Origin of the sequence: Mesorhizobium sp. M4B.F.Ca.ET.058.02.1.1, from assembly GCF_003952505.1 — a bacterium.
Classification (GTDB): domain Bacteria; phylum Pseudomonadota; class Alphaproteobacteria; order Rhizobiales; family Rhizobiaceae; genus Mesorhizobium.
This window is the reverse complement of sequence record NZ_CP034450.1, coordinates 3,888,587-3,912,095: the sequence shown is the minus strand read 5'-3', so window position 1 is coordinate 3,912,095 and position 23,509 is coordinate 3,888,587. Positions and strand designations below refer to the sequence as shown.

The window sequence follows — 23,509 nt, the reverse complement described above, 5'->3', positions numbered from 1 at the left end:
GGGAGCCGAAGCGATGAACTGGATCACCAATTACGTTCGCCCGAAGATCAATTCGATGCTCGGCCGGCGCACCGACATGCCCGAGAATCTCTGGATCAAGGATCCCGAGACCGGCGAGATGGTGTTCCATAAGGATCTCGAATCCAACCAGTTCGTCATCCCGTCCTCCGGCCATCACATGAAGATCTCGGCCAAGGAGCGGCTGAAGTATTTCTTCGACGACGGCAAATACGAGACGCTGGAAAATCCCAAGGTCGTGCAGGACCCGCTGAAATTCCGCGACGAGAAGCGCTACACCGACCGGCTGAAGGACGCCAAGGCCAAGACCGGGCTGGAGGATGCGATCGTCAATGCGCTGGGCAGCATCGAAGGCCTGCCGGTGGTGGTGACCGTGCAGGACTTCGCCTTCATGGGCGGCTCGCTCGGCATGGCCGCCGGCGACGCCATCGTCCATGCGTTCGAGGTTGCCCTGCAGCGCAGGCGGCCGCTGATCCTGTTCGCGGCCTCCGGCGGCGCCCGCATGCAGGAAGGCATCCTTTCACTGATGCAATTGCCGCGCACCACGGTCGGCGTCGACCGACTGAAGGAAGCCGGCCTGCCCTATATCGTCGTGCTGACCAACCCGACGACCGGCGGCGTCACCGCCTCCTATGCCATGCTGGGCGACGTCCACATCGCCGAGCCCGGTGCGCTGATCGGCTTCGCCGGGCCGCGCGTCATCGAGCAGACCATCCGCGAAAAACTGCCCGACGGCTTCCAGCGCTCCGAATATCTGATGGAGCACGGCATGGTCGACATGGTGGTGTCGAGGCTGGAGATGCGCCAGACCATCGCGCGGCTTCTGAAGATGCTGCTCAAGATGCCGCAGGCAGACAAGCCGCTCGAGCCCGAGATCCTGCCGCCGGCGCTCGCCCAGCCGGAAGCGCGACCGCAGGCGTGACGCGACACTGAACGCCGCGAGGCGCGATTGCGCGCACCGTCCGGTGCTGTAGCTTTTTGATTTGCGCATGATCCTTTCCGAAACCGATTTCCGGTTTCGGGGTCATGCGCTAGGATTCGTCCATGACAACGCTTGCCGCCGACCGCGAAATCGAAAGCCTGATGGCGCTTCACCCGAAGGGCTTCGACCTTTCGCTCGACCGCATCACGCGGCTGCTCGAACGTCTCGGCAATCCGCAGGAGTTGATCCCGCCGGCAATCCACATTGCCGGCACCAACGGCAAGGGTTCCTGCGCCGCCTTCTCGCGGGCGCTGCTCGAAGCGGCCGGTCATCTCGTTCACGTGCACACGTCGCCGCATCTGGTGAACTGGCACGAGCGCTACCGTCTCGCCGCCGAAGGCGGCGGCAGGCTGGTCGATGATCAGGTCTTTGCCGAAGCCATCGCCCGCGTTGCGGCCGCCAATGAAGGCCAGAAGATCACGGTCTTCGAAATCCTCACCGCCGTCACCTTCCTGCTGTTCGCGGAGCATCCGGCCGAAGCCGCAATCATCGAGGTCGGCCTTGGCGGCCGCTTCGACGCCACCAATGTCATCGCCAGGCCGGCGGTGTCGGTGATCATGCCGGTGTCGATGGACCATGAAGCCTATCTCGGCGACCGGGTCGAACTGATCGCCGCCGAGAAGGCCGGCATCATCAAGCCCGGCTGCCCGGTCGTCATCGGCGCGCAGGAAAGCGAGACGGCGCTGCAGGTGCTGATCGACACCGCCGAGCGGCTCGACTGCCCGACCTTCGTCTACGGCCAGGATTTCCTCGCTTTCGAGGAAAATGGGCGCATGGTCTACCAGGACGAGGACGGCCTGATGGACCTGCCGCCGCCGCGCCTGCCCGGACGCCACCAGTTCGCCAACGCGGCAGCGGCGATTGCCGCGATCAAGGCGGCGGGCTTCGAGATCAGCCACCGCGCCACCGAAAAGGCGATGGGCAGCGTCGCCTGGCCCGGTCGCATGCAGAAGCTGACCCAGGGCCGACTGACGGAGCTGGCGCCGAAGGGCGCCGATATCTGGCTCGACGGCGGCCACAATCCCGGCGCCGGCCTTGTTATCGCCGAAGCGCTGGCCGAGCAGGAAGAGAAGCACCCGCGGCCGCTGTTTCTGATCTCCGGCATGATCAACACCAAGGACCAGAGCGGCTATTTCCGGGCCTTCAAGGGCCTCGCCCGGCACGTCTATACGGTGCCGGTGAGCCTCAGCGACGCTGGCGTGCCCAATGACGAGCTGGCGCTGCGCGCCGGCGAGGCCGGCCTGTCAGCCGAGCCCGTCAGTTCAGTTGCCAGCGCGTTGATGCTACTGCGCGATACCTGGGACGGTCCGCCGCCGCGCATCCTGATCGGCGGCTCGCTTTACCTTGCCGGCGCGGTGCTGGCCGAAAATGGCACGCCGCCCACCTGACGTCGGATTTCTCGCAAGCATGGGGCGTCCTATCTGACCAGCGCAAGGAGCCCGTCGTGATCAAGGTCAAGCAACTCGCCCACGTCTGCATCTTCGCGCATGAGCTGGAAGCGACGCGAGGCTTCTACCGCGACGTCCTCGGCATGGACACCCAGTTCAATTTCCTGCGCGACGGCAAGGTCTTCGGCTTCTACCTCAATTGCGGCGGCCGCAGCCATGTCGAGGTGTTCCAGAAAGGCGAGGCCAGCTACAGCGACCAGAACCAGATCAACCACTTCTGCCTCGAAGTGGAGGATATCGACGCCGCGATCGCTCATATCAGGTCGAAGGGCGTCGAGGTCACGTCGAAGAAGCATGCCTGCGACGACACCTTTCAGGCCTGGATCCGCGATCCCAACGGCGTGAAGATCGAGCTGTTCGAATACACCGGAAAGAGCGCGCAATTCACCGGCGGCGACCGCATCGCCGACTGGTGACTGCCGCACGCTGTCTGCGGACTACTTCAGTTCGATCTCGATGAAGGCGTACTCGCTGTCATTGTCGCTGATGACGTCGTGCTCGACGCCTTCCTTGCGGAAATAGGGCGCTCCCTTCTTCATCTCGGCGAAGGATTCGCCGTCCTTGGTCAGCAGCTTCACCTTTCCGTCCATCAGCGGCACGATGACATAGTCATGGCCATGACGGTGCCAGCCGGTATTGTCGCCGGGCTGGAAGCGATATTCGGTGACGATGACGCGCTCATTGTCGATGAAGACGGTGGCCTTGGCTGTTCCGGTCATGATGTTCTCCTGTCCGTCCCAAGCAGAAGACATGGAGGCAGCGCGCGCGAGGGCCAGAGGGCGCTGAGGGATGGCGCCAAAGAAAAAGCCCGGCGCGATGGCCGGGCTTGTCCTGCAAACTTCTCGATTGGCTCACGCGAGGCTGCCGTTGATCCAGTGCGACAGCGCGGTCTTCGGCGCCGCGCCCACCTTCATGTCGGCCACTTCGCCGCCCTTGAAGATCATCAGCGTCGGGATCGAGCGCACGCCGAACTGCGCGGCAAGCTCGGGATTCTCGTCGATATTGAGCTTGGCGATCTTCACCTTCGAGCCAAGCTCCTTGGCGATGTCTTCCAGCGCCGGAGCGATCATCTTGCAGGGGCCGCACCATTCGGCCCAGAAATCCACCACGACCGGCTCCTTGGCGTTGAGCACATCGGCCTGGAAATTGCTCTTGTCGACCTTGACGGTGGTCATGCGGAAATCCTTTCAAGAACTCGGGTTGCACCAAATGTGGTGGTGACAGAGATCTAATTCAAGCAGTGCTTGTGTCACGCTCCCGTGAGTCGGGCAAGGGCATCATCCATCGCGCTGGCCGGCAGTTCGATCAGCCTTGGCGCTTCGGTGAACAGCAGCGCGGCCTGGACATCGCGGCCGGGATAGAGCGGCTGCAGCAGCGCGCGGTAGAGCGCAAGCTGCAGCACATAGGCCGGCGGCACCTCCTCCAGCGTCGTCGGCGCCGGCCGGTTGGTCTTGTAGTCGACGATCGACACGCTGTGCTCAGAGACCGCCAGCCGGTCGATCTTGCCGGAGATCGAGCGCAGCTTTCCCTTCACCTCGAGGCTGCCCATCACCGCGATTTCGGCGCGGGATGCGGGCGAGAACAGGGGGGCGAATAGGGGATCGGCGAGGATCGCAAGCACCGCGTTCAACGCTTTCACGCGCTCGGCTTCCGACCATGCCGCGCCGGCGCGCGCCAGATAGCGCTCGGCGGCGTCCTTGCGCCCGCCTTCGGCGATCGAAGGCAACATCTGCAGCAATTTGTGCAGCGCCAGCCCGCGCAGGACGGCGAAGCCTGGCTCGGCCTCGGCGTCCAGCACCGGCGAGCGCGTGTCGGTCACCGTCTCCTTCGCCTCGTCGATCAGCGCCGAGGCGCCGGAGGGCGACAGCGGCCGTGGCAGCTCCTCATACGGGGGCAACGGGCGGAACAGGCTTTCCGGCAGTGGCACGACATGCTCGATCGGGCTCTCCGCCTCGGCCGCCGCCAACGCCACCGGCGGCAATTTGGTCATATGGAAGCGGTGCACGACGACCTCCGCCGCCGCCGGGTGGCGGCGCTCCATGCTTTCCGGCGCGCCGAGCAGCGCCCGGCTGACGATCGAATGCCAGGTGCCGGTGCTCGGCGCCCGCTTGCCATGGTATCCGCAGACGACCAGCCGGTCCTCGGCGCGCGTCATGCCGACATAGAGCAGTCGGCGGTATTCGTCGTCGGCGAGTTCGCGGGCATGCGCGGCGGCGGCCTTCGAAAAGCCGTTGGCGACGTCGCCGGCCGAGCGCCAGAGATAACCCTTGCCGTCGAAATGCTGGCCCGAGCCCTGGAACGGCATCAGGCGCGGCAAATGCTGGTCGCTGAACGGCGCCGAGCCGCCATCGACCAGGAAGACGACCGGCGCCTCCAGGCCCTTGGCGGCGTGCACGGTCATGACGCGGACCTCGTCGCGGGTCTGGTCCATCTCGCGCTTGATCTCGGGTCCGCTGCTTTCCAGCGTCGCCAGGAAGGCCTCCAGTCCCGGCAGGCCGGTGCGCTCCTCGGCCAGGCAGAAGCTCAGGAATTCGTCGATGATATCGCCGGCTTCCGGTCCGAGCCGGGCGATCATCTTCTTGCGCAGGCCGTCGCGGGCGAGTGCGGCGGCATAGAATTCGAACAGCGGCTTGAACGCCGCCTCGTTCGCCCAGGCGTCGAGTTGCGCCACCACCGGGGCCAGCGCCGGATCCTCTCCGGCCTGCTGCCTCAGTGAGGCGACCAGCGATTGGCCGGAAGGGCGTCCGTTAGCCAGCGAAAAGAGCCGCTCCTCGGACACGTCGAAGACAGGGCTGCGAAGCACGGCCGCCAGCGATAGGTCGTCCTGCGGCTGGATGAGGAAATGGCCGAGCGCGATCAGGTCCTTCACCGCAATGTGGCCGGGTAGGCTCAGCCGGTCGGCGCCGGCGACCGGAATGTCGCGGCGTTTCAAGGCGCGGGTCAATGCATGCACGAAGCTGTCGCGCTTGCGCACCAGCACGAGCACGTCGCCAGGCCCCAACCGCTTGCCGCGGCCTTCGATGATTTCACCGTTGCCGATCCAACCGGCAATGGTGGTCGCAACATTCTCGGCAACGCGCACAGCTGGCGCATGGGCATGGTCGACGGCCTGGGTCCAGTCGTCCGGCTCGTCGACCATTTCCGCGCCGATCGACGGCCAGACCTCGACATAGCCCGGCGCATCGGTTCGGATCGCCTTGTGGCTCAGCGCATCAGGGTCATGGCTGATCCCGCGCCTGATTCCGGGATCGGCAAAGACACGGTCGACGGCGGCCAGCACGTCGTCGCTGGAGCGGAACGACCAGGTCAGCTTGAGATCGGCGAAGGAGAATCCTGCGTCGCGCACGCGTCCGGCAAATAGTTGCCTGCTCTCGGCAAAGGAATCGGGCGCGGCACCCTGGAAGGAATAGATCGACTGCTTCTCGTCGCCGACGGCAAACATCGTGCGATGGACGGCTTCACGCTGTCCTAGCCCGGCAAAGAACTCTTCCGTCAGCTTCTTCACCGCCTCCCATTGGTCTGGACTGGTGTCCTGCGCCTCGTCGAGCAGGATGTGGTCGATGCCCTGGTCGAGCTTGAACTGCACCCACGCACCGGCATCGGGGCGCGACAAAAGGGCGACGGTGCGGGTGATCAGGTCGTTGAAGTCGAGAAAGCCGCGGCTCCGTTTCAGATGCTCATAGCGTGCAATCAGCCAGCGGGCGACCGTCAGCGCCGCCGCGGTGCCTTCGAGCATCCTGAACAGCGCCAGCCGGTCCGACACTTCCAGGATTGCCCTGGCAGCCTCGATGTAGCGCTCCGGTAGGTCCGGCAGCCGGTCGAGCAGCACTTTTTTGAAGGCTTTTGCCGGCTCGTAGGCGGCGCCATCGGCCTTCAGGAAAGCCTTGCCGAGCAGCTCCAGCCTGCGGATCTGATCGGCTTCGGCAAAGGCCAGCCTTGCATAAGGCAGGATGTTGTTCAGCACCATGCGCGCATCGGCTGCTTCGGCGGCACGCGCGAAGCCGGCGAAATAGTCTGGCAGGAAACCGGGCAATGGCCAGAGCGAAGAGGCGATGTCCTCTGCCGTCAGGCCGGGCCTGAAGCGGAATTCGGCGAGCAGCGACCGGAAGTCGTCGCCCAGCCCCGCGATGAAGGCGCGCAGCCCGTCGCGTTTGTTCACGATCTCGGCCAGCAGCGCGTCGAGACCGGCCTCGCCGCCGCGCTCCAGCACCAGGGCGAAGGCCTCGGCCAGTCCTTCGGCGCCGGCGCTGGCGCCCGAGATCATGTCGCGGCGGGCATCGCCGAACAGCGACGCTTCCATCTGCGTGTCGAGCATCTCGAAATGCGCGGGAATGTTGGCTTCCAGCGGGAACTGGTGCAGCACCGACTCGCAGAAGGCGTGGATGGTCTGGATCTTCAGCCCGCCCGGCGTCTCCAGCGCCTCGGCGAACAACCGGCGCGCGCGGCGCATCGTGCCGGCATCGGCGCCACGGCCATCCAGCGCCACGATCCGGCTCGCCAACTCGGCATCGCCCAGCGACGTCCATTCCGACAGCGTCGAGAACACCCGGTTCGACATGTTGGCGGCGGCGGCGCGCGTGTAGGTCAGGCAAAGGATCTTCGACGGGTCGGTGCCGCTGAGCAGCAGCCGGATGACGCGCTGCGCCAGCACATGCGTCTTGCCGGACCCCGCATTGGCAGAGACCCAGGCCGAATTCAGCGGGTCGGAAGCGCGCGCCTGGCTGGCGGCGGTATCGCTCGGGATCGGGTAGGCCTTCTTCATGCCTCCCCGCCTCGTCGTCGCTCTCGCCGCCGGCCGACCATTCGAGCACGCGGGCGAGATGGTCGTAGTCGCCATCGACCTCGCCCTCGCGGAACGGCAGCGCGCGCGACAGATAGCCGGTCGTCGGGTCGGCATAGTGGAAGAGCAGCTTCTCCAGCCGCGCCCAGGCGTCCTCGGAAAGCTCGTTGGCGGTTCGGAGCTTCCGATTGTACTCGAGGATCGATTCCGGATCGACATCGCCATTCGCCTTCAGCCGCACGAAGGCAAGCTGGGAGGGTTCGCGAATGCCGAGTTCCTTGAAGGCGCCTCGCCGCAGCAATGCGCCTTCGAGCGCGAGCTGCGGCGAAAGCAATGTATGGGCCTGTGCTTTCGAGGGCGAGGAGCCCGTCTTGTAGTCGAGGATATCGGCCATGCCTCCGGCGAGGAGGTCGATCCGGTCGGCACGCCCGGACAGGGTAACTCCAGTACGGCCGACGACGGTTCTTTCGGCACGTTCCTCGGCGTGCCGACTTGTGACATCGGGTGCACGCTGCCGCTCCCACTGGATGATGTTCGCGGCGAGCTTTTCGAAACGCGGCCACCACACCGCCTCGATGTCGGCTGGAAGCGCCGCTTCGGCGAAGCAGGCCCGGCCTGCCTCGACCAGGCTTTGCAAGGCGTCCGGCGCGCGCGGATCGGCGACCCGCCGCGAAAACAGGTGCAGGATGGCGTGGAACAGCGTGCCGCGCTCGGCGGCGCCCGGATCGCGAATGACCGGATCGAGCGGCACCAGGCCGAGGATGCGTCGGGCGTAGACTGCATAGGGATCGCGGCGCAGGGTCTCGATCTCGGTCACCGAGAAATGCTGCGGCCGGGTGGCGAGCGGCGGCCTCGGCTGCGGCCTTGGCGCGAAGTCCAGCCGCTCGCCGGCATCGAGCGCGCGCGCCCAGGAGAGCAGCGCCGCGCCGCGCCGCATCGGCGCCGCCGCGTGCTCCTTGCCGATGAAGGTCAGCATGCGCTGCAGCCAGCGCGACGGCACCGCCGGCGCGTCGCCGGAACGGGCCGCGCGCGTCAGCACCACTTTCTTCGCGCCCATCGCCATCTGGAAGTCATGCGCGGCAAGGCCGATGCGCCGCTCCGGCGGCTCGAGGTCGATGCCGGTCTTCATCAGCCGCGACATGAAGCGGTCGCTCTCCGGCTTGCGCGGCCATACACCTTCGTTGAGCCCGCCGATGACGAGCGTGTCGACGCTCTGCAGCCGCGCCTCCAGCGCGCCCCAGATGGCGATGTTGCGGTCGGTACCTTGCGCCGGCTTCACCGTTTCCGGTGCGATTAGCGCGTCCATCACATCGGGCCATTCGGCCGCAGCGAAGGCGAACGGCACCGAAGCGGCGACCAGGCCGCGCAGCAGTTCGGCGAGCTTCTCACCGGCGTCGCCGGCATAAAGTTCCGCTGGGCCGCCATCGGCTGCCCGGCCAAGGTTCTCCAGCGCAATAACGCTGGCCCGCGTCAACGCGGCAAGATCGGCGTCCTGTTCGCCGCGAAAGGCTGTGAGCGGGGCCAGGGCCTCGGCAAGCCGGGCAAGCATATCCCGCGCCTGCTCGATCCCGCGCACCGTCAGCCGCGCGAACCAGAAGGGCGGGCGGCTGTCGCCGAGACCCGAAAGGCGGGCCTCGAAAAGCGATGCCAGCGAGGCCGCGTCCGGCCGCCCGGTACCGCCGCGCAGTGCCACCAGTTCGACGATCTCCGCCGCAGGGCGCACGCTCGTCCGATCGAGACCGAGGCCCAGTAGCGGGTGCTTGAGCAGCGAGAGCAGGGCGACCGGATCGCCGGGACGGAACACGGCTTGCAGCGCCAGCCTCAGCAGCGTGGCCGCTGGCGTGTTGGTGAGCGGCGTGCCACCGGAATCGTCGGCGGCGACGCCGAAGCGCAGCAACTCGACAGAGACGCGCCGCGCCAGCGCGCGATCACCGGTGACAAGTGCGGCGCGCTGGCCCGGCTGCTCGACGGCGCGCTTCAGCGCGATCGCGATCGCGACCGCCTCGTCGCGCTCGTTGGCAGCCTCCACCAGCGTCACGCCGGCCAGGGCCTGCCGGATGTCCTCGGCCTCGAAGCCGGGGCGCGTCTCGGTCCACAATTCGGTGGTTTCGGCCGGCCGTAGCGCCTCGCCGACTAGGGCCGCGCGGATTGCCAGCGCCCGGTCCGCCGGGACGATCTCCTCGACATCCGCGCGCGGCACGCCGATACCGCCGATCAGCTTCGCCAGGCCGAATTGCGGGTGGCCGAGCGTGGCCGGCCGTGCGCCGGGCGCCGAAATGGCGGCGAAGGAGGCCTCGTCCAGTCCCTTGTCGAGGCCGGGCAGCACGACGGCGCCATTGGGCAAGCCGGCGATCACGCCGAGCAGCTCGGCGGTCGCGGGGATGGAGCCGGTCGAGCCTGCGGCGATCACCGGCCCGGCCGGCCGGTTGCGTTTCAGCCGCGCGGCCTCCAGCCGGATCAGCGCGCTCCGGTGCGCGGCCGGATTGGAGAGGCCGCGTTCGGCGAGCAGCTTCGGCCAGTTGTCGGTGACGATGCCGAGGAAATCGAGCGTCACCTGCCACCAGCCGGCGAGATTGCCGCTGACCAGCCCGGCGAGCTTCGCCCAATCCGTGCCTTCGGTCTCGATTTCGTCCATCAGCCGGGCAAGGTCGCGCGCCAGCCAGACAGCATCGGCCGCCGAAGCCGGCACCACGAATTCCTCGTTGAACCGCGCCGCGACATGCGACGGCAGGCTTGCCTTCCACGCGCGCACCAGCGGCGCCAGGAGAAGCAGCCGCTCCTGCGCGGCAATCGGCGGCGCGAGCTCGATGGCCGGCGCCGCTTCGGCGTCGAAGGCCGCCTCGTCCTCATCGAATTCGCCGAGCGGCCTGACCGTCGGCAGGATGGCCGAGCGAACCCCCAGAATATCGACGAAGGCGCCGCGCAGCGCGCGCGCCGCGCGCCGCGTCGGCACATAGATGGTGGCGTCGGCGAGCGCCAGCGGATCGCCGTTGAAACGGAAGCCGGGCACCAGCCGACCGTGCAGCAACGCTTCCGCCAGCGTCGGCAGGAACGGCGCTCCGGACGGGATTGAGAAAACGCGGCGCGAGCCGCTCATATCGCTTTCGCGAGTGCGCCGGCGACCGCTGCCTCGGCGGGCGGAATGGCGTCGGGCGTGCCGACCGTGATCCAGCGGCCCTGCATCTGCATGCCGAACAGCCGTCCGGCCGTGATCGCCTTGTCGAAATAGGCGTTGAGCGAATGCGGGCCCGTCGGCGCGTCCTTGAAGATACGCGGATGGACAATCGCGGCCCCGGCATAGATCAGGCCGGCCGGATCGCCTTTCGAGCGCTGCAAGGCGCCGTCCGGCGCCACCAGGAAATCGGTGCCGACGCAATGTCCGGTGGCGGAATCGAGATCGGTAAGCATCAGCAGAATATCCATTCTGGCAGCGTCCCATGCAAGGGAAAGACGCTCGAGGCTGGGCTGGCCGCTGTCGATCCAGAACGTGTCGGCGTTGATGATGTAGAACGGCTCTTTCCCCAGCAGGGGCAGCGCCTTGACGATGCCGCCGGCCGAGTCCAGCAGCATCTCGCGCTCGTCGGAAATGGCGATCCTCGGCGCACCGCGGTCGGCGATATGGGCGATGATCTGGTCCGGAAGATAGTGGACGTTGACTACGGCCTTATCGACACCGGCACTTGCAAGGCTGTCCAGCCCCCAGTCGAGCAAGGTCTTGCCGGCGATCTCCACCAGCGGCTTCGGTATCGTGTCGGTGATCGGACGCATGCGCTTTCCGAGCCCGGCGGCGAGCACCATTGCGGTCCTGGGATTTGCGGTCACGGCGTTCGTTCTTCCAGCAGGCCATGGGCGGCGTAGAAGTCGTGTAGCCCGGCAAGTGCCGGGTGCGCCAGCGCTCTTCTGAGATAGTCGCGGATGCGCGGCAGGTGCTTGAGGTAGAAGGGCTTGCCGTCACGCTTCTCCAGCCGCACGAAAATGCCGAGGATCTTCGAATTGCGCTGCGCCGCCATGATGGCGTAGGCCTCCCGGAACGCTGCTTCATCGAAGGCGCCGGCGGCATGGCGCGCCGCGACATAGGCATCGAGCGTCCGCTTCTCGATCGCGGGCGAGATGGTCACGCGAGCGTCCATGGCGAGCGAGGCGACGTCATAGGCGGCGGGGCCGATCAGCGCATCCTGGACATCGACGACGCCGAGCCGGTCGTGGCCGGTTCTGTCGCCGCGCCAGATGATGTTCGGCGAATGGAAGTCGCGCAGCATCAGCGTGTATTGGCTGCCCTTGAGCCGGTCGAGCACCTTGTTCCATTCGGTGTGGTAGCCGGCCAGCAGGGCATTGCTCGCCGGCTTGCCGGTCAGCATCGGCACATACCAGTCAACCAGCAGGTCGGCCTCGATCAGCATCGCCTCGCGGTCGAAGGGCGGCACGTCATGAAAGACGCCCGGCGCGGCTTCCATCCTGTCGGGCCAGGCCTTGCCATGCATCATCGCCAGCAGCTCGGCCGCCGCGGCATAGCGCTCGGCGATCGGCTCGCCATCGCTGTTCAGGAACCCTTCCGCACCGAGATGTTCAAGGAGCAAAAAGCCCTGCTCGAGATCCTCGGCATGGATCTCCGGCACGCTGACGCCCGCCGCCAGCAAGGCGCGGTCGAGGGCGACGAAGGCGGTGACCGATTGCGCGGTGTGGGCGATCACCGCATAGGGCTTGCCGTCGCGCACCGGCGGACCGAGCACCAGTCGCGGCGAGTTCATCAGCACGCGCGGCGCGAGGCCGGCAAGCGAGACGATCTCATAGGAACGGGCTGAGGCGTCGCCGACGAAGAAGCGCCTGCCGGCTTCGCCCCAGCCGGCCGTGGCCAGGAAATCGCGCATCGCCAGCGAGCGCGCCGCGCGATCGAAGGCCGCCCCTTGTCCCGACAGTTTCGCCAGGCGGCCGTCGCCCTGATGCGCGAGCTCGACCCAGAGCGTGCCGTCCGGCAGGGCGGTCTCGGCGCGTTCTGGCCATTCGACCAGGGCCGCCCCTTGCGCCAGCGCGTCGTCGAAGCCGAGTTCGTCGAGTTCAGCGGCTGCCGAAAGGCGGTAGAGATCGAAATGATGCACCGGAAAGCGCGTGTCGTAGGTCTGCACCAGCGTGAAAGTCGGGCTTGGCACGTCGAGGCCGGCATCGTCGGCCAGGGCCCGGATGAGCGACCGCGCCAGTGTCGACTTGCCGGCGCCGAGATCGCCTTTGAGCGCCAACACGTCGCCCGGGCGCAGCGCCATCGCCAGGTCTTCACCCAGCCTTGCCGTGGCGGCTTCGTCGGCGAGAAAACGTTCCAGCCCTGCCATGAGGTCCGCTACTCGGCCGCGGCGCGAATGCCCGAGGGCGCGGCCGGGAAGGTGCAGATGACGGTGGTGCCCTTGTCCTTGCCGGTCTCGATGCGGACGCTGCCGCCATGCAGCTCGACGAAGCTTTTGACGATCGACAGGCCGAGCCCGGCACCACGCCGGCGCCCGCCATTGGTCCGCGGCTCGAAGCGGCGGAACACCGAATCCAGCACGTCCGGCGGCATGCCGGGCCCGTCGTCATGGACGGAGAATTCCACGCCGTCGGCGAGTTGGCGGCAGGCGAGGGTGACGGTGCTTGCTTCCGGCGCGTAGTTCGCGGCGTTGCTCAACAGATTGTAGAGAATCTGGCGGATGCGGGTCTCGTCGCCATGGAAGCTCCTCGGCGCCGCCGCGGCTTCGACCTTGAGCGTGATCGAATGCTCCTCCAGCCGGTCGGCCACAAGCTCGGCGGCCGCCGCGATGGTCCGGTCGACGCTGACCTCGGAGATGTCGAGCTGCATGATGCCGGCATCGACGGTGGCGAGATCCAGTATGTCGTTGACGATGGTGAGCAGCACCGAGGAGGACGAGCCGACATGCTCGACATATTCGCGCTGCTTCGGCGTCAACGGCCCGGTCGACGGCAGCGACAGCAGCTCGGTGAAGCCGATGATGTTGGTCAGCGGCGAGCGCAGCTCGTAGGAAACGTGCTGCACGAACTCGTTCTTCAGCTGGTCGGACCGCTCCAGCGCCTCGTTCTTGTCCTTCAGCGCCCGCTCGACATTGACGCTGTCGGTGACGTCGACGAAGGTCATCATCACTTGCCCGTTGGGCAAATGGATCACCGCGTGGCTGAGCACCGTGCCGTCGACGAGCTCGCTCTGGCCGTGGCGGTCGCGGCGTTCGTCGTCGAATCCGGTGATGGCGGCGACGAAGCCGCCCCAAGGGCTGTCCTTGGCACGCCGGTCACAGAGGTCGCGGATCGCCGAGACATGCACATTGGGCTTGACCACGTCCTGGTTTAGACCCCACAGCGCGACGAAAGCCGGGTTCGACAGCCGAAGCCGTCCGTCCGGACCGAACACCGCGACACCCTCGGCAAGATTGTCCAGCGTCTCGCCCTGCACGCGCACCGCCGTCTGGTAGCGGCTTTCGAGGTCCATCTTCTCGGTCAGGTTCTCGAACACCCAGGTGACGCCGCCCTTGGGCTGCGGGTTGGCCACCACGCGGATGGTCTTGCCGTCGGGCAGGTGCCACCAGTGCTCCTGCGATTCGACTGCGCGATAGGCGCCGAGCAGGCCTTCCTTCCAGCGCCGCCACTCCGGCTGTTCGGCGATCTTGCCCTCGCTGCGCAGCCGGTCGAGCAGCAAGGCATTGTCCGGGGCGCTGTGCAGGAAGCCGCTGTCGAGGTTCCACAGTTTCTGGAATGCCTGGTTGAAGAAGCGCAGCTTCTCATTGGCGTCGAAGATGGCAACGGCGGTGTTGAGCTGATCGAGCGTGTCGGCGTGGCTGCGCACCGTGCGCTCATATTCGCCGCGGATGGTTTCGGTGGCGCTGGTGTCGCAGGCAAGTCCAGCCGAGCCGTCCGTGCCGGCGAAATCCGTCACTGAGAACATCCGGCGATCGCCTTCGATCACCGTGGACAGCGTCTGTTCGAACACCGGGCGCGCCTTGTGCTGCTCGGCGATCTGCTCGCGCGCCTGTCCGCCCAGGAATTCCTTGGCCTCGCGCACCGCCGCTTCTGCATTTTGCGCCTCGACCGCCTCGGCATAGGCGCGGTTGACCCATTTCAGCCGGCCGTCGGCGGAGCGCAGCCATGTCGGCATCTTCAGGGCGTCGAGCAGGCCGAGCATTGTCTCGTAGTCGGCGCTGAGCCGCTGGTTCTCGATCTTCAGCCGCGCCTGGCTGCGCAGCGTTTCCGACAGCGACACGAAGCGCACCAGCACATGCGCCGCGCTCTTGCGCCCTTGCACCTCGAGCGGCACTCCGGCCTGTGTCTCGATGACCAGATCGAAGGCCCTTGCCTTTTCGCGCAGGGCCGCCACGGCATGTTCGAGTGCCGCGGCCGAACGCGGCATCAGCCAGCGGCCGAATGCAAGGAAAGCGGCCCGGTCCTCGGGTGCGCCGCTCTCCAGCGGCAATGTTCCGATGAGCTCCGGCTTCTTGTTCTCGGAAGCCCATACCACGACGCGCTGGTCGCGCAGATTGAGCAGCGCCTCGGAACGCTGCAGCGCCGCGTTGACGTCGGCGATTCGGGTCCTGAGTTCGGCGTTCTGCGCCGAAGTGCGGGCTCTTTCGCGGATCAGGAAGATGGCCGAGACAAGGGCGGCCCCCATGACCCCGGCGAACATGGCGAGCTGCATCACCTCGACCGTGCTGACCGACAGCCCGGCCGATTGCGCGACGGTTTCGGCATGAGCCGCAAGGCCAAGCAACGGGCTGCAAAGCGCCGAGCCGGCGAGAAGCGTCGCCGCGCGGGCACCGCCACGCCACAACAGATGCCCGCCCCTGACGGCGGAGCCCGATGTCACCGAATCGCTATGGCCGCCGGAAACGGCCTGTCCCGCGCGAGGCGGGTTTTCCCCCGGCATGTCTTGGTCCTCTTCGCCGCCTGAATGCAAGACCGCCCAGATTGCGTATCCCGGCCCTCGTCCCCCGGACCGCGAATCACAACAATAACGCCTGCTGGAATCGGCGTGAAGAATCATTCCGCGCAAAAATAAAGCCGGGCGAAATGTCAATCGCCCGGCCTCAATATCTAGTGGCAATTTCTGTTTTGGTTAATAGCGGTAGTGTTCCGGCTTAAACGGCCCTTGCGGCGTCACGCCGATATAGGCGGCCTGTTCGCCGGACAGTTCGGTCAGGCGCGCGCCGAGCTTGCCAAGATGCAGGCGCGCGACCTTCTCGTCCAGGTGCTTCGGCAGCACGTAGACCTGGTTCTGGTACTGGCCGTGCTTGCTGTAGAGCTCGATCTGCGCCAGCACCTGGTTGGTGAAGGACGCCGACATGACGAAGCTCGGATGGCCGGTGGCGTTGCCGAGGTTGAGCAGGCGACCCTCGGACAAAAGGATCATCCGCTTGCCGTCCGGGAAGGTGATCATGTCGACCTGCGGCTTTACGTTGGTCCATTTCAGATTGCGCAGCGACGCCACCTGGATCTCGTTGTCGAAGTGGCCGATATTGCCGACGATCACCATGTCTTTCATCGACCGCATGTGGTCAAGGGTGACGACATCCTTGTTGCCGGTGGTGGTGATGACGATGTCGGCGGTGGGTGCCGCGTCTTCCAGCGTGACCACCTCGAAACCGTCCATCGCCGCCTGCAGCGCGCAGATCGGGTCGACCTCGGTGACCTTGACGCGGGCGCCGGCGCCCTTCAGCGAGGCCGACGAGCCCTTGCCGACGTCGCCATAGCCGCAGACCACGGCGACCTTGCCGGCCATCATCGTGTCGGTGCCGCGGCGGATGCCGTCGACCAGCGATTCCTTGCAGCCGTACTTGTTGTCGAATTTCGACTTGGTCACCGAGTCATTGACGTTGATCGCCGGGAACGGCAGCAGGCCCTTCTTCTGCAGTTGGTAGAGCCGGTTGACGCCGGTGGTCGTCTCCTCGGTGACGCCGCGGATCGCTTCCTTCTGCTTGGTGAAGAAGCCGGGCGATGCCTTCAGGCGCTTCTTGATCTGGGCGAACAGGATCTCTTCCTCCTCGCTGCCCGGATTGGACAGCACGTCCTCGCCGGCCTCGGCGCGGGCGCCGATCAGGATGTACATGGTGGCGTCGCCGCCATCGTCGAGGATCATGTTGGAGGTGCCGCCATCGGCCCACTGGAAGATCTTGTCGGTGTATTCCCAATAGTCCTCGAGCGTTTCGCCCTTGATGGCGAACACCGGGATGCCGGCCTCGGCGATCGCGGCGGCGGCATGGTCCTGGGTCGAGAAGATGTTGCACGAGGCCCAGCGGATGTCGGCGCCCAGCGCCTTCAGCGTTTCGATCAGAACCGCGGTCTGGATCGTCATGTGCAGCGAGCCGGTGATGCGCGCGCCCTTGAGCGGCTTCTTGTCGCCGAATTCGTCGCGGCAGGCCATCAGGCCCGGCATTTCGGTTTCGGCGATCTCGATCTCCTTGCGGCCCCAGCCGGCAAGCGAAATGTCGGCGACCACATAGTCCTTGCTACCCGTCATGGCAGTGCTCCGGTGTGATTTGTCTGTGGCACGCGCCGGCGCCGGACGGCGCGTGGAAGGGCGCGAATTGCCGGCCTGACTAGCAGATCGGCATTCAAACGACAATGGGATATAAAGAAATCTTTATTCGTGCATGTCTTTGCGGTAACAATTCCAGGAAAGCGCCAAGCGGTTTTCCGTCCGGAATTGCGTCGGAACAAGAACCCGAGCGAGAACCCGAGCGGATCGGCGATCCCCATCAAACGCTGAATGGCTCCAAGCGCTGTCGGCATACCCCGGGCAAAGACGCCGTCAGCATTCCTCGCCGAAGCGTGAGGCCACCAGCTGCTCCAGTGCGTCGAGCGCCTGCAGGGCTTGCGGTCCGCTGGCGGTGACGCGGATCGAATAGCCTGGGCTTGCCGCCAGCATCATCAGGCCCATGATCGAGGTGCCGCCGACCTTGACACCGTCCTTCTCGACATGGATGGCGGCGTCGAAGCCGCTGGCGACCTGGACGAATTTCGCCGAGGCGCGCGCATGCAGGCCGCGCTGGTTGACGATCGGAAAATCCCGCGCGACGTGGTCTTGTTCCGGCGACAGCGCGTTCATTTGCTGCTCAGGAGCTGGCTGGCAACGTTGATGTATTTGCGCCCGGCGGCCTGCGCCTCGTCGAGCGCGGCGGCCATGTTGTCGCCCTTGCGGATCGAGGAAAGCTTGATCAGCATCGGCAGGTTCATGCCGGCGATGACCTCGGTGCGGCCGGATTCCATCACCGAAATGGCAAGGTTGGAGGGCGTGCCGCCGAACATGTCGGTGAGCACGATCACGCCGGCTCCGCTGTCGACGCGCGCCACCGCGTCGACGATGTCGCGGCGGCGCTGCTCCATATCGTCATCGGCGCCGATCGCCACGGTTTCGAAATTGTCTTGTGGCCCGACGACATGTTCCACGGCATGTCGGAACTCCGTGGCCAGCTGACCGTGCGTCACGAGCACGAGTCCGATCATTCTTTGGTGGCTCCCGTCATCGCCGCTTCACAGGCGCATTTTATGCTCGCCAGCCATTGCAGGCGGCGGGAGCGCTATCTTGTCGACGCGCGGCGCGTTGACAAGCCCAAAATTGCGCAAGCCCTGGCCATTTTGACGCATTGCAGCAAAAAAGCGGAAGCGGATCACAGAAAAGGCGCGATGGAGAGCCGCGCCATGACGGCCGGCAACGCGGTGGCGGCGTTGCGCTCGGCAAGGTCCACGCGCGGCACCGGGCAGCCCGCGACCGGCTCACGGATTTCTTCCTGGAAACGGGCCATCTCGGCCTGCGGCACCAGCCGCACATTGAGGTCGATCACCCCGCCCGGCTCGAACGGCAGCGGGCGTGGAATGAACCCCGGCACCTCGGCGAGGCCGGCAATCGTCGCCGGCACGCGGCAGACCAGCCGCCCGGCATGGGCCGTGGCAAGGAGCCTGTCGTCGCCGATCAGCCGCGAAAACAGCCCGCGCGCGCGGCAATGGTCGATCAGCGTCAGCGCCAGAGTTGTCTTGCCGGCGCCGGACGCTCCGGTGATAAGGACGCCGCGCTCGCCGATCAGGATCGCGGTTCCGTGGATGTTTTCAGGCTTTGCGGCAGGTTCTGGCATGACTGCGTCAGCGATCAACCTTCGGCCGGTAGCGTTACCACGAAGCGCGCGCCCTTGATCTCGCCGGGCTTGGTGCCGGGGATGTTCTCGGCCGTCAGCGTGCCGCCATGCGCCTCGACGATCTGGCGGCTGATCGACAGACCGAGGCCCGAATTCTGGCCGAAGGCTTCGCCGGCCGGACGGTCGGTGTAGAAGCGCTCGAAGATGCGGTCGATGTTGTCGGCCCGGATGCCCGGTCCGTTGTCGTCGACGGTGATGATGTTGAGCTTGCCGGCGCGCGCCAGCGAGACGGTGATGTGGCCATGCTCATCGGGAACGAAGGAGCGGGCATTCTCGATCAGGTTGGTGATCACCTGGCCGATCCTCAGATCATGGCCGACGACGACATAGCCTTTGACGCCTTGCGGCAGCTTGGCCACCTTGAGCTCGATCTCGACCGCCTTCTTGTTGCGCGTCGTTTCGCGCGAAACCGCGATAAGATCGGTGACGAAGGTCTTCAGGTCGACCGTTCCCGCATCCTCGCGCGCGAGCTCGGCATCGAGGCGCGACGCGTCGGAAATGTCGGTGATCAGCCGGTCGAGGCGGCGGACATCGTGCTGGATGATCTCCATCAGCCGCGCGCGCGAATTCTCGTTCTTCGCCAAGGGCAGCGTTTCCACGGCGCTGCGCAGCGACGTCAACGGGTTCTTCAGCTCATGCGAGACGTCGGCGGCGAAGCTCTCGATCGCTTCGATGCGGGCATAGAGCGCGTTGGTCATATCGCGGACGGCGATCGACAGATTGCCGATCTCGTCCTGGCGGTCGGAGAAATCGGGGATCTCCTCGCGGCTCTTCACCCCGCGCCGCACCCTGACCGCGGCAGCCGACAGCCGGCGCAGCGGATTGGCGATCGTGGAGGCGAGCAGCATCGACAGGATGGCGGTGACAAGCGCCGCGATGCCGAAGACGCGCAGGATCGCCTTGCGCTCGGCGGCGACGATCTTGTCGATGTCGCCGCCTTCCGTCGACAGCATCAGGACGCCGAGCACGGCACGGAAACGCTGGATCGGCACCGCGACGGAGACGATCTGCTCGCCCTGCTCGCTGATGCGCACGATGGTCGAGGGGCTGCCGGTCAGCGCCTTGACCACTTCCGGAAACGCCGCGCCGTTGCCGCCCGGCTGTTCGCGATAGACCGGCAGGTCCTTGTTGCGGAAGAAATCGAAGACGAACTTTTCGACACGCTCGACAAGGCCCGGCTGCTCATCGTCGACCGGCGGCAGGTCGTAGCGCAGGATCTGGCCACGCGAATAGAGATGGCGCGAATCGAGCAGCAGATTGGCGTCGCGGTCATAGATGCGGGCGCGTGTGCGCGTCGGCGAGATCAACCGCCGCAGCACCGGGGCGACGCGTTCGGGATTGATCGGGAAGTCGAGATTGTCGAGCTGGTCGGAGCCAGGGCCAAGGCTCTCGCCTGCCTGCAGCTCCAGCAGCTTTTCCGGATCGATGCTGATCGAATCGGTCTCCACCGTCGCCGAGGCCGCGATCGCGCCGGCGATGATCTCGCCCTGCGTCATCAGGCTTTCGACGCGGGCGTCGATCAGCCCGTCGCGGAAGGTGTTGAGGTAGAGGATGCCGGTGACCAGCACCGCCAGGCCGGCAAGGTTGAGGAACAGGATGCGGCGGGTCAGGCTGGAGAAGATGTGATGGCCGAGGAAACGGCGCATAGGCACCGTGATCCTCGACAGGAATGACGGCAGCATCCTGGACGGCCGCCTGACCGCGCCCGCCCTTCTGTTCCGCTCTACGTCGACTGCCATCGAATAGCAGGTCCTGTTTAGTGAGTAGGGGTTAGGCAGTAGGCAGTAGACAAATGCTTGGCTGGGACCGGGGCGATCTATGAGTGCCCGCGGGGGTGCCATTCAGGACTGACTAGCGACTAATCCCCACTGCCTACTGCCCATTCCCTATTCACGCCTCGCGGAACCTATACCCGACTCCGTAAAGGGTTTCGATCATCTCGAAGTCATCATCGACGGCCTTGAACTTCTTGCGCAGCCGTTTGATGTGGCTGTCGATGGTGCGGTCGTCGACATAGACCTGCTCATCATAGGCCGAATCCATCAGCGCATCACGGCTTTTTACCACGCCGGGCCGCTGCGCCAGCGAATGCAGGATCAGGAATTCGGTGACGGTCAGCGTCACCGGCTCGCCCTTCCAGGTGCAGGTATGCCGCTCCTGGTCCATGACCAACTGGCCGCGCTCCAGCGAGCGGGCCTGCTGGCTGGGCTGCTTGGCGGCCGCCTCGCGCGCGCTCGTGCGCCGCAGCACCGCGCGCACCCGCTCGACCAGAAGGCGCTGCGAGAACGGTTTGCGGATGAAGTCGTCGGCGCCCATCTTGAGCCCGAAAAGCTCGTCGATCTCGTCGTCCTTCGAGGTCAGGAAGATGACCGGAAGGTCGGATTTCTGGCGCATCCGGCGCAAGAGTTCCATGCCGTCCATGCGCGGCATCTTGATATCGAGGATGGCGAGATTCGGCGGCCGAGCCGCCAGGCCTTCCAGCGCAGACGCACCATCCGTGTAGGTTTCGACGCGATAGCCCTCGGATTCGAGGGCGATCGACACCGATGTCAGAATGTTGCGGTCGTCATCGACAAGCGCGATTGTTGCCATTTCAAGCGGCTCCCTCATGAGCTGTCCCTTCTTTCGTCGAGAAGGGGCTTTTGCAGGACAAATTAGGTACAAAATGTGGCATAGGCTCCGCGCAGTGTCACGCACAGCGTGCCGGCGGCCGCATTCGCACCCCAACGCGGATTGGACGAACAACGTTTGCCAATCCTTTGGGCAACCACTGTGATTTTTTGCACATATAAACGATTTAAACAACTTTCAAATTTTTTAAATCGATTAATGATTTGATATCATTTGCCTTTTCTGGTTCTGAGCCACTCAGCCCCTACCGGGCTCCGGAAATCCACCGGTCAGACGCGGCAAATCCAGAGAGGAGCATTTGATGTCGGAAGCCGGCACACGCAACCCCGCCTGCGCGATAGACGCGATCGGCCTTAAGACCACGGGCACGGTGCGCTATAATTTCGGCGCCGCCGCGCTCTACGAGGAGGCGATGCGCCGCGGCGAGGCCAGGCTGACCGCGGATGGCGCCCTGGTCGCCGAGACCGGCCAGCATACGGGGCGCTCGCCCAGGGACAAATTCGTCGTCCGCGACGACGCCACCGAGCCGCATGTCTGGTGGGACAACAACAAGGCGATGTCGCCGGCCCAGTTCGATGCGCTGCTTGCCGATTTCCGTGCTCATGCCGCGCACAAGGACCTCTACGTCCAGGATCTGGTCGGTGGCGCCGACACCGACCTGCAGCTGCCGACCAGGGTCATCACCGAATTCGCCTGGCATTCGCTGTTCATCCGCAATCTCCTGATCAGGCCCGAACCGTCGCAGCTTGAGCATTTCGTGCCGGCGATGACGATCATCGACCTGCCGTCCTTCCGCGCCAATCCGGCCCGCCACGGCACCCGCACCGAGACGGTGATCGCTGTCGATCTGACGCGCATGATCGTGCTGATCGGCGGCACCTCCTACGCCGGCGAGATGAAGAAGTCGGTGTTCACCGCGCTCAACTACCTGTTGCCGGCGAAGGGCGTGATGCCGATGCACTGCTCGGCCAATGAAGGTCCGGCCGGCGACGCGGCCGTGTTCTTCGGCCTCTCCGGAACCGGCAAGACGACGCTGTCGGCCGACCCCTCGCGCACGCTGATCGGCGACGACGAACATGGCTGGGGCCCGCACGGCATCTTCAATTTCGAAGGCGGCTGCTATGCCAAGACGATCAGGCTTTCGGCCGAGGCCGAGCCGGAAATCTTCGCCACCACGCAGCGCTTCGGAACGGTGCTGGAAAATGTCGTGCTCGGCGCCGACCGCGTGCCGGATTTCAACGATGGCAGCCTGACCGAAAACACGCGCTGCGCCTATCCGCTCGACTACATCCCCAATGCCTCGAAGACCGGCCGCGCCAGCCATCCCAGCAACATCATCATGCTGACTGCCGACGCTTTCGGCGTGATGCCGCCGATCGCCAGGCTGACCCCGGCGCAGGCCATGTATCATTTCCTCTCCGGCTATACGGCCAAGGTCGCCGGCACCGAAAAAGGCGTCACCGAACCGGAAGCGACCTTCTCGACCTGCTTCGGTGCGCCCTTCATGCCGCGCCACCCGTCCGAATACGGCAACCTGCTGCGCGAGCTGATCGCCCGCCACGGCGCCGACTGCTGGCTGGTCAACACCGGCTGGACCGGCGGCGCCTACGGCACTGGCCGCCGCATGCCGATCAAGGTGACGCGGGCGCTGCTCGCCGCCGCCCTCGACGGTTCGCTGAAGACCGCCGATTTCCGCACCGATGCCAATTTCGGCTTTGCGGTGCCGGTGGCGGTTGCCGGCGTTGACCGCGCCATCCTCGATCCCCGCTCGACCTGGGCCGACAAGCCGGCCTATGACCGGCAGGCGGCCAGGCTGGTAGGCATGTTCGCCGCCAATTTCGAGAAGTTCGAGGAGCATGTCGACGCGACCGTCATGGGCGCCGCGCCGCGCCTGCAGGAGGCAGCCGAGTAACGTCGGGCACATTGCCGCCGTCAAAGGCCCGGCTTCCGCCGGGCCTTTTCTTTTTTGCGCTGCCGCGTCATGACTGCGCGCATGAATGCCGACGACAAGATCATCATCGCCGACGAAGCGGTCATCCACCCGGCCGATTTGCACGAGGATTTCATCCGCTCCTCGGGCCCTGGCGGTCAGAACGTCAACAAGGTGGCCACCGCCGTGCAGCTGCGCTTCGATGCGGCGAATGCGGCGGGTCTGTCCGAGCGCGTGCGCGAACGTACCCTGAGGCTTGCCGGCCAGCGCGCCACCAAGGACGGCGTCGTCGTCATCGAGGCCGGGCGCTTCCGCACCCAGGAGCAGAACCGGGCCGATGCGCGGGCGCGGCTGACCGCGCTGGTCGCCAAGGCGGCCGAGCCGCCGCCGCCGCCGCGCAAGAAGACGAAGCCTTCGAAAGGCGCCGTCGAGCGACGTCTCAAGACCAAGGCCGGGCGTTCCACGGTGAAGAAGCTGCGCGCCCGGGTGGACAACGACTGAGGTTAAGCCGGCGCAGAAACCGCGACAGCCGCTTTCGGGTCGCCGTCCTTCCCCATTGGTGGC

The 23,509-nt window shown here is 65.8% G+C and carries 17 protein-coding genes and 1 pseudogene; 5 read left to right on the top strand and 13 right to left on the bottom strand.

What is annotated here, in order from left to right; translation table 11 throughout:
• The first annotated feature begins 13 nt into the window (after positions 1-13).
• The 3 genes from accD to EJ073_RS19085 all read left to right on the top strand — a co-directional run bounded on the left by accD (position 14) and on the right by EJ073_RS19085 (position 2,864).
• Positions 14-940, top strand: a complete 927-nt coding sequence (gene accD, locus EJ073_RS19095) for an acetyl-CoA carboxylase, carboxyltransferase subunit beta (RefSeq protein ID WP_126057128.1) — start codon at positions 14-16, stop codon at positions 938-940.
• 122 nt (positions 941-1,062) lie between these two features.
• Positions 1,063-2,388: a folylpolyglutamate synthase/dihydrofolate synthase family protein gene (locus EJ073_RS19090; protein WP_126057127.1), complete on the top strand. Its 1,326-nt coding sequence runs from the start codon at positions 1,063-1,065 to the stop codon at positions 2,386-2,388.
• Positions 2,389-2,444: 56 nt separating this feature from the next.
• Positions 2,445-2,864 (top strand): VOC family protein, encoded by a 420-nt coding sequence (locus tag EJ073_RS19085; RefSeq protein WP_126057126.1) that lies wholly within the window; start codon positions 2,445-2,447, stop codon positions 2,862-2,864.
• A 21-nt stretch (positions 2,865-2,885) separates the two neighbouring features.
• On the opposite strand, the gene EJ073_RS19080 is transcribed toward EJ073_RS19085, so the two are convergent.
• From EJ073_RS19080 to EJ073_RS19015, 13 genes and pseudogenes are all read right to left on the bottom strand, one after another.
• Positions 2,886-3,167, bottom strand: coding sequence for a cupin domain-containing protein (locus EJ073_RS19080; protein WP_126057125.1), 282 nt, complete (start codon positions 3,165-3,167; stop codon positions 2,886-2,888).
• A gap of 132 nt (positions 3,168-3,299) precedes the next feature.
• Positions 3,300-3,623, bottom strand: a complete 324-nt coding sequence (trxA, locus tag EJ073_RS19075; RefSeq protein WP_126057124.1) for a thioredoxin — start codon at positions 3,621-3,623, stop codon at positions 3,300-3,302.
• Positions 3,624-3,697: 74 nt separating this feature from the next.
• Positions 3,698-7,210, bottom strand: coding sequence for a double-strand break repair helicase AddA (addA, locus tag EJ073_RS19070; protein ID WP_126057123.1), 3,513 nt, complete (start codon positions 7,208-7,210; stop codon positions 3,698-3,700).
• A 10-nt stretch (positions 7,211-7,220) separates the two neighbouring features.
• Positions 7,221-10,325 (bottom strand): annotated as a pseudogene (gene addB, locus EJ073_RS19065) (double-strand break repair protein AddB); the annotation flags it as partial.
• Complete coding sequence (locus EJ073_RS19060) at positions 10,322-11,050, bottom strand: nucleotidyltransferase family protein (protein ID WP_126057122.1); 729 nt, start codon at positions 11,048-11,050, stop codon at positions 10,322-10,324. The pseudogene addB and the gene EJ073_RS19060, both read right to left, overlap by 4 nt.
• Positions 11,047-12,552 carry a tRNA (adenosine(37)-N6)-threonylcarbamoyltransferase complex ATPase subunit type 1 TsaE gene (tsaE, locus tag EJ073_RS19055; protein ID WP_126057121.1) on the bottom strand — a complete coding sequence of 502 codons (1,506 nt, stop codon included), beginning with the start codon at positions 12,550-12,552 and terminating at the stop codon, positions 11,047-11,049. Before tsaE ends, EJ073_RS19060 begins: the two co-directional genes overlap by 4 nt.
• An 8-nt stretch (positions 12,553-12,560) precedes the next feature.
• On the bottom strand, positions 12,561-15,122 hold the full coding sequence (locus EJ073_RS19050) for a PAS domain-containing sensor histidine kinase (protein ID WP_126057120.1): 2,562 nt from the start codon (positions 15,120-15,122) through the stop codon (positions 12,561-12,563).
• A gap of 189 nt (positions 15,123-15,311) precedes the next feature.
• The gene (gene ahcY, locus EJ073_RS19045) at positions 15,312-16,712 is read right to left on the bottom strand and encodes an adenosylhomocysteinase (protein WP_126057119.1); all 1,401 of its coding nucleotides are present in this window, start codon (positions 16,710-16,712) and stop codon (positions 15,312-15,314) included.
• 291 nt (positions 16,713-17,003) lie between these two features.
• Entirely contained in the window at positions 17,004-17,300 is a 297-nt protein-coding gene (locus tag EJ073_RS19040; RefSeq protein WP_126057118.1) for an HPr family phosphocarrier protein, read from the bottom strand.
• Complete coding sequence (locus tag EJ073_RS19035) at positions 17,297-17,698, bottom strand: PTS sugar transporter subunit IIA (protein ID WP_126057117.1); 402 nt, start codon at positions 17,696-17,698, stop codon at positions 17,297-17,299. The genes EJ073_RS19040 and EJ073_RS19035 overlap by 4 nt, the downstream gene beginning before the upstream one ends.
• Positions 17,699-17,862: 164 nt before the next feature.
• Entirely contained in the window at positions 17,863-18,324 is a 462-nt protein-coding gene (locus EJ073_RS19025; RefSeq protein WP_126057115.1) for an HPr kinase/phosphorylase, read from the bottom strand.
• Positions 18,325-18,338: 14 nt separating this feature from the next.
• Entirely contained in the window at positions 18,339-20,123 is a 1,785-nt protein-coding gene (locus EJ073_RS19020) for a sensor histidine kinase (protein WP_126057114.1), read from the bottom strand.
• A gap of 151 nt (positions 20,124-20,274) precedes the next feature.
• Positions 20,275-20,976 (bottom strand): response regulator transcription factor, encoded by a 702-nt coding sequence (locus EJ073_RS19015; RefSeq protein ID WP_126057113.1) that lies wholly within the window; start codon positions 20,974-20,976, stop codon positions 20,275-20,277.
• Between the two features lie 340 nt (positions 20,977-21,316).
• Between EJ073_RS19015 and EJ073_RS19010 the strand changes: the two genes are divergently transcribed.
• Both EJ073_RS19010 and arfB read left to right on the top strand, forming a co-directional pair.
• Positions 21,317-22,927 carry a phosphoenolpyruvate carboxykinase gene (locus EJ073_RS19010; protein WP_126057112.1) on the top strand — a complete coding sequence of 537 codons (1,611 nt, stop codon included), beginning with the start codon at positions 21,317-21,319 and terminating at the stop codon, positions 22,925-22,927.
• A gap of 81 nt (positions 22,928-23,008) precedes the next feature.
• On the top strand, positions 23,009-23,446 hold the full coding sequence (gene arfB / locus EJ073_RS19005; protein ID WP_126059277.1) for an alternative ribosome rescue aminoacyl-tRNA hydrolase ArfB: 438 nt from the start codon (positions 23,009-23,011) through the stop codon (positions 23,444-23,446).
• The last annotated feature ends 63 nt before the right edge of the window (positions 23,447-23,509 follow it).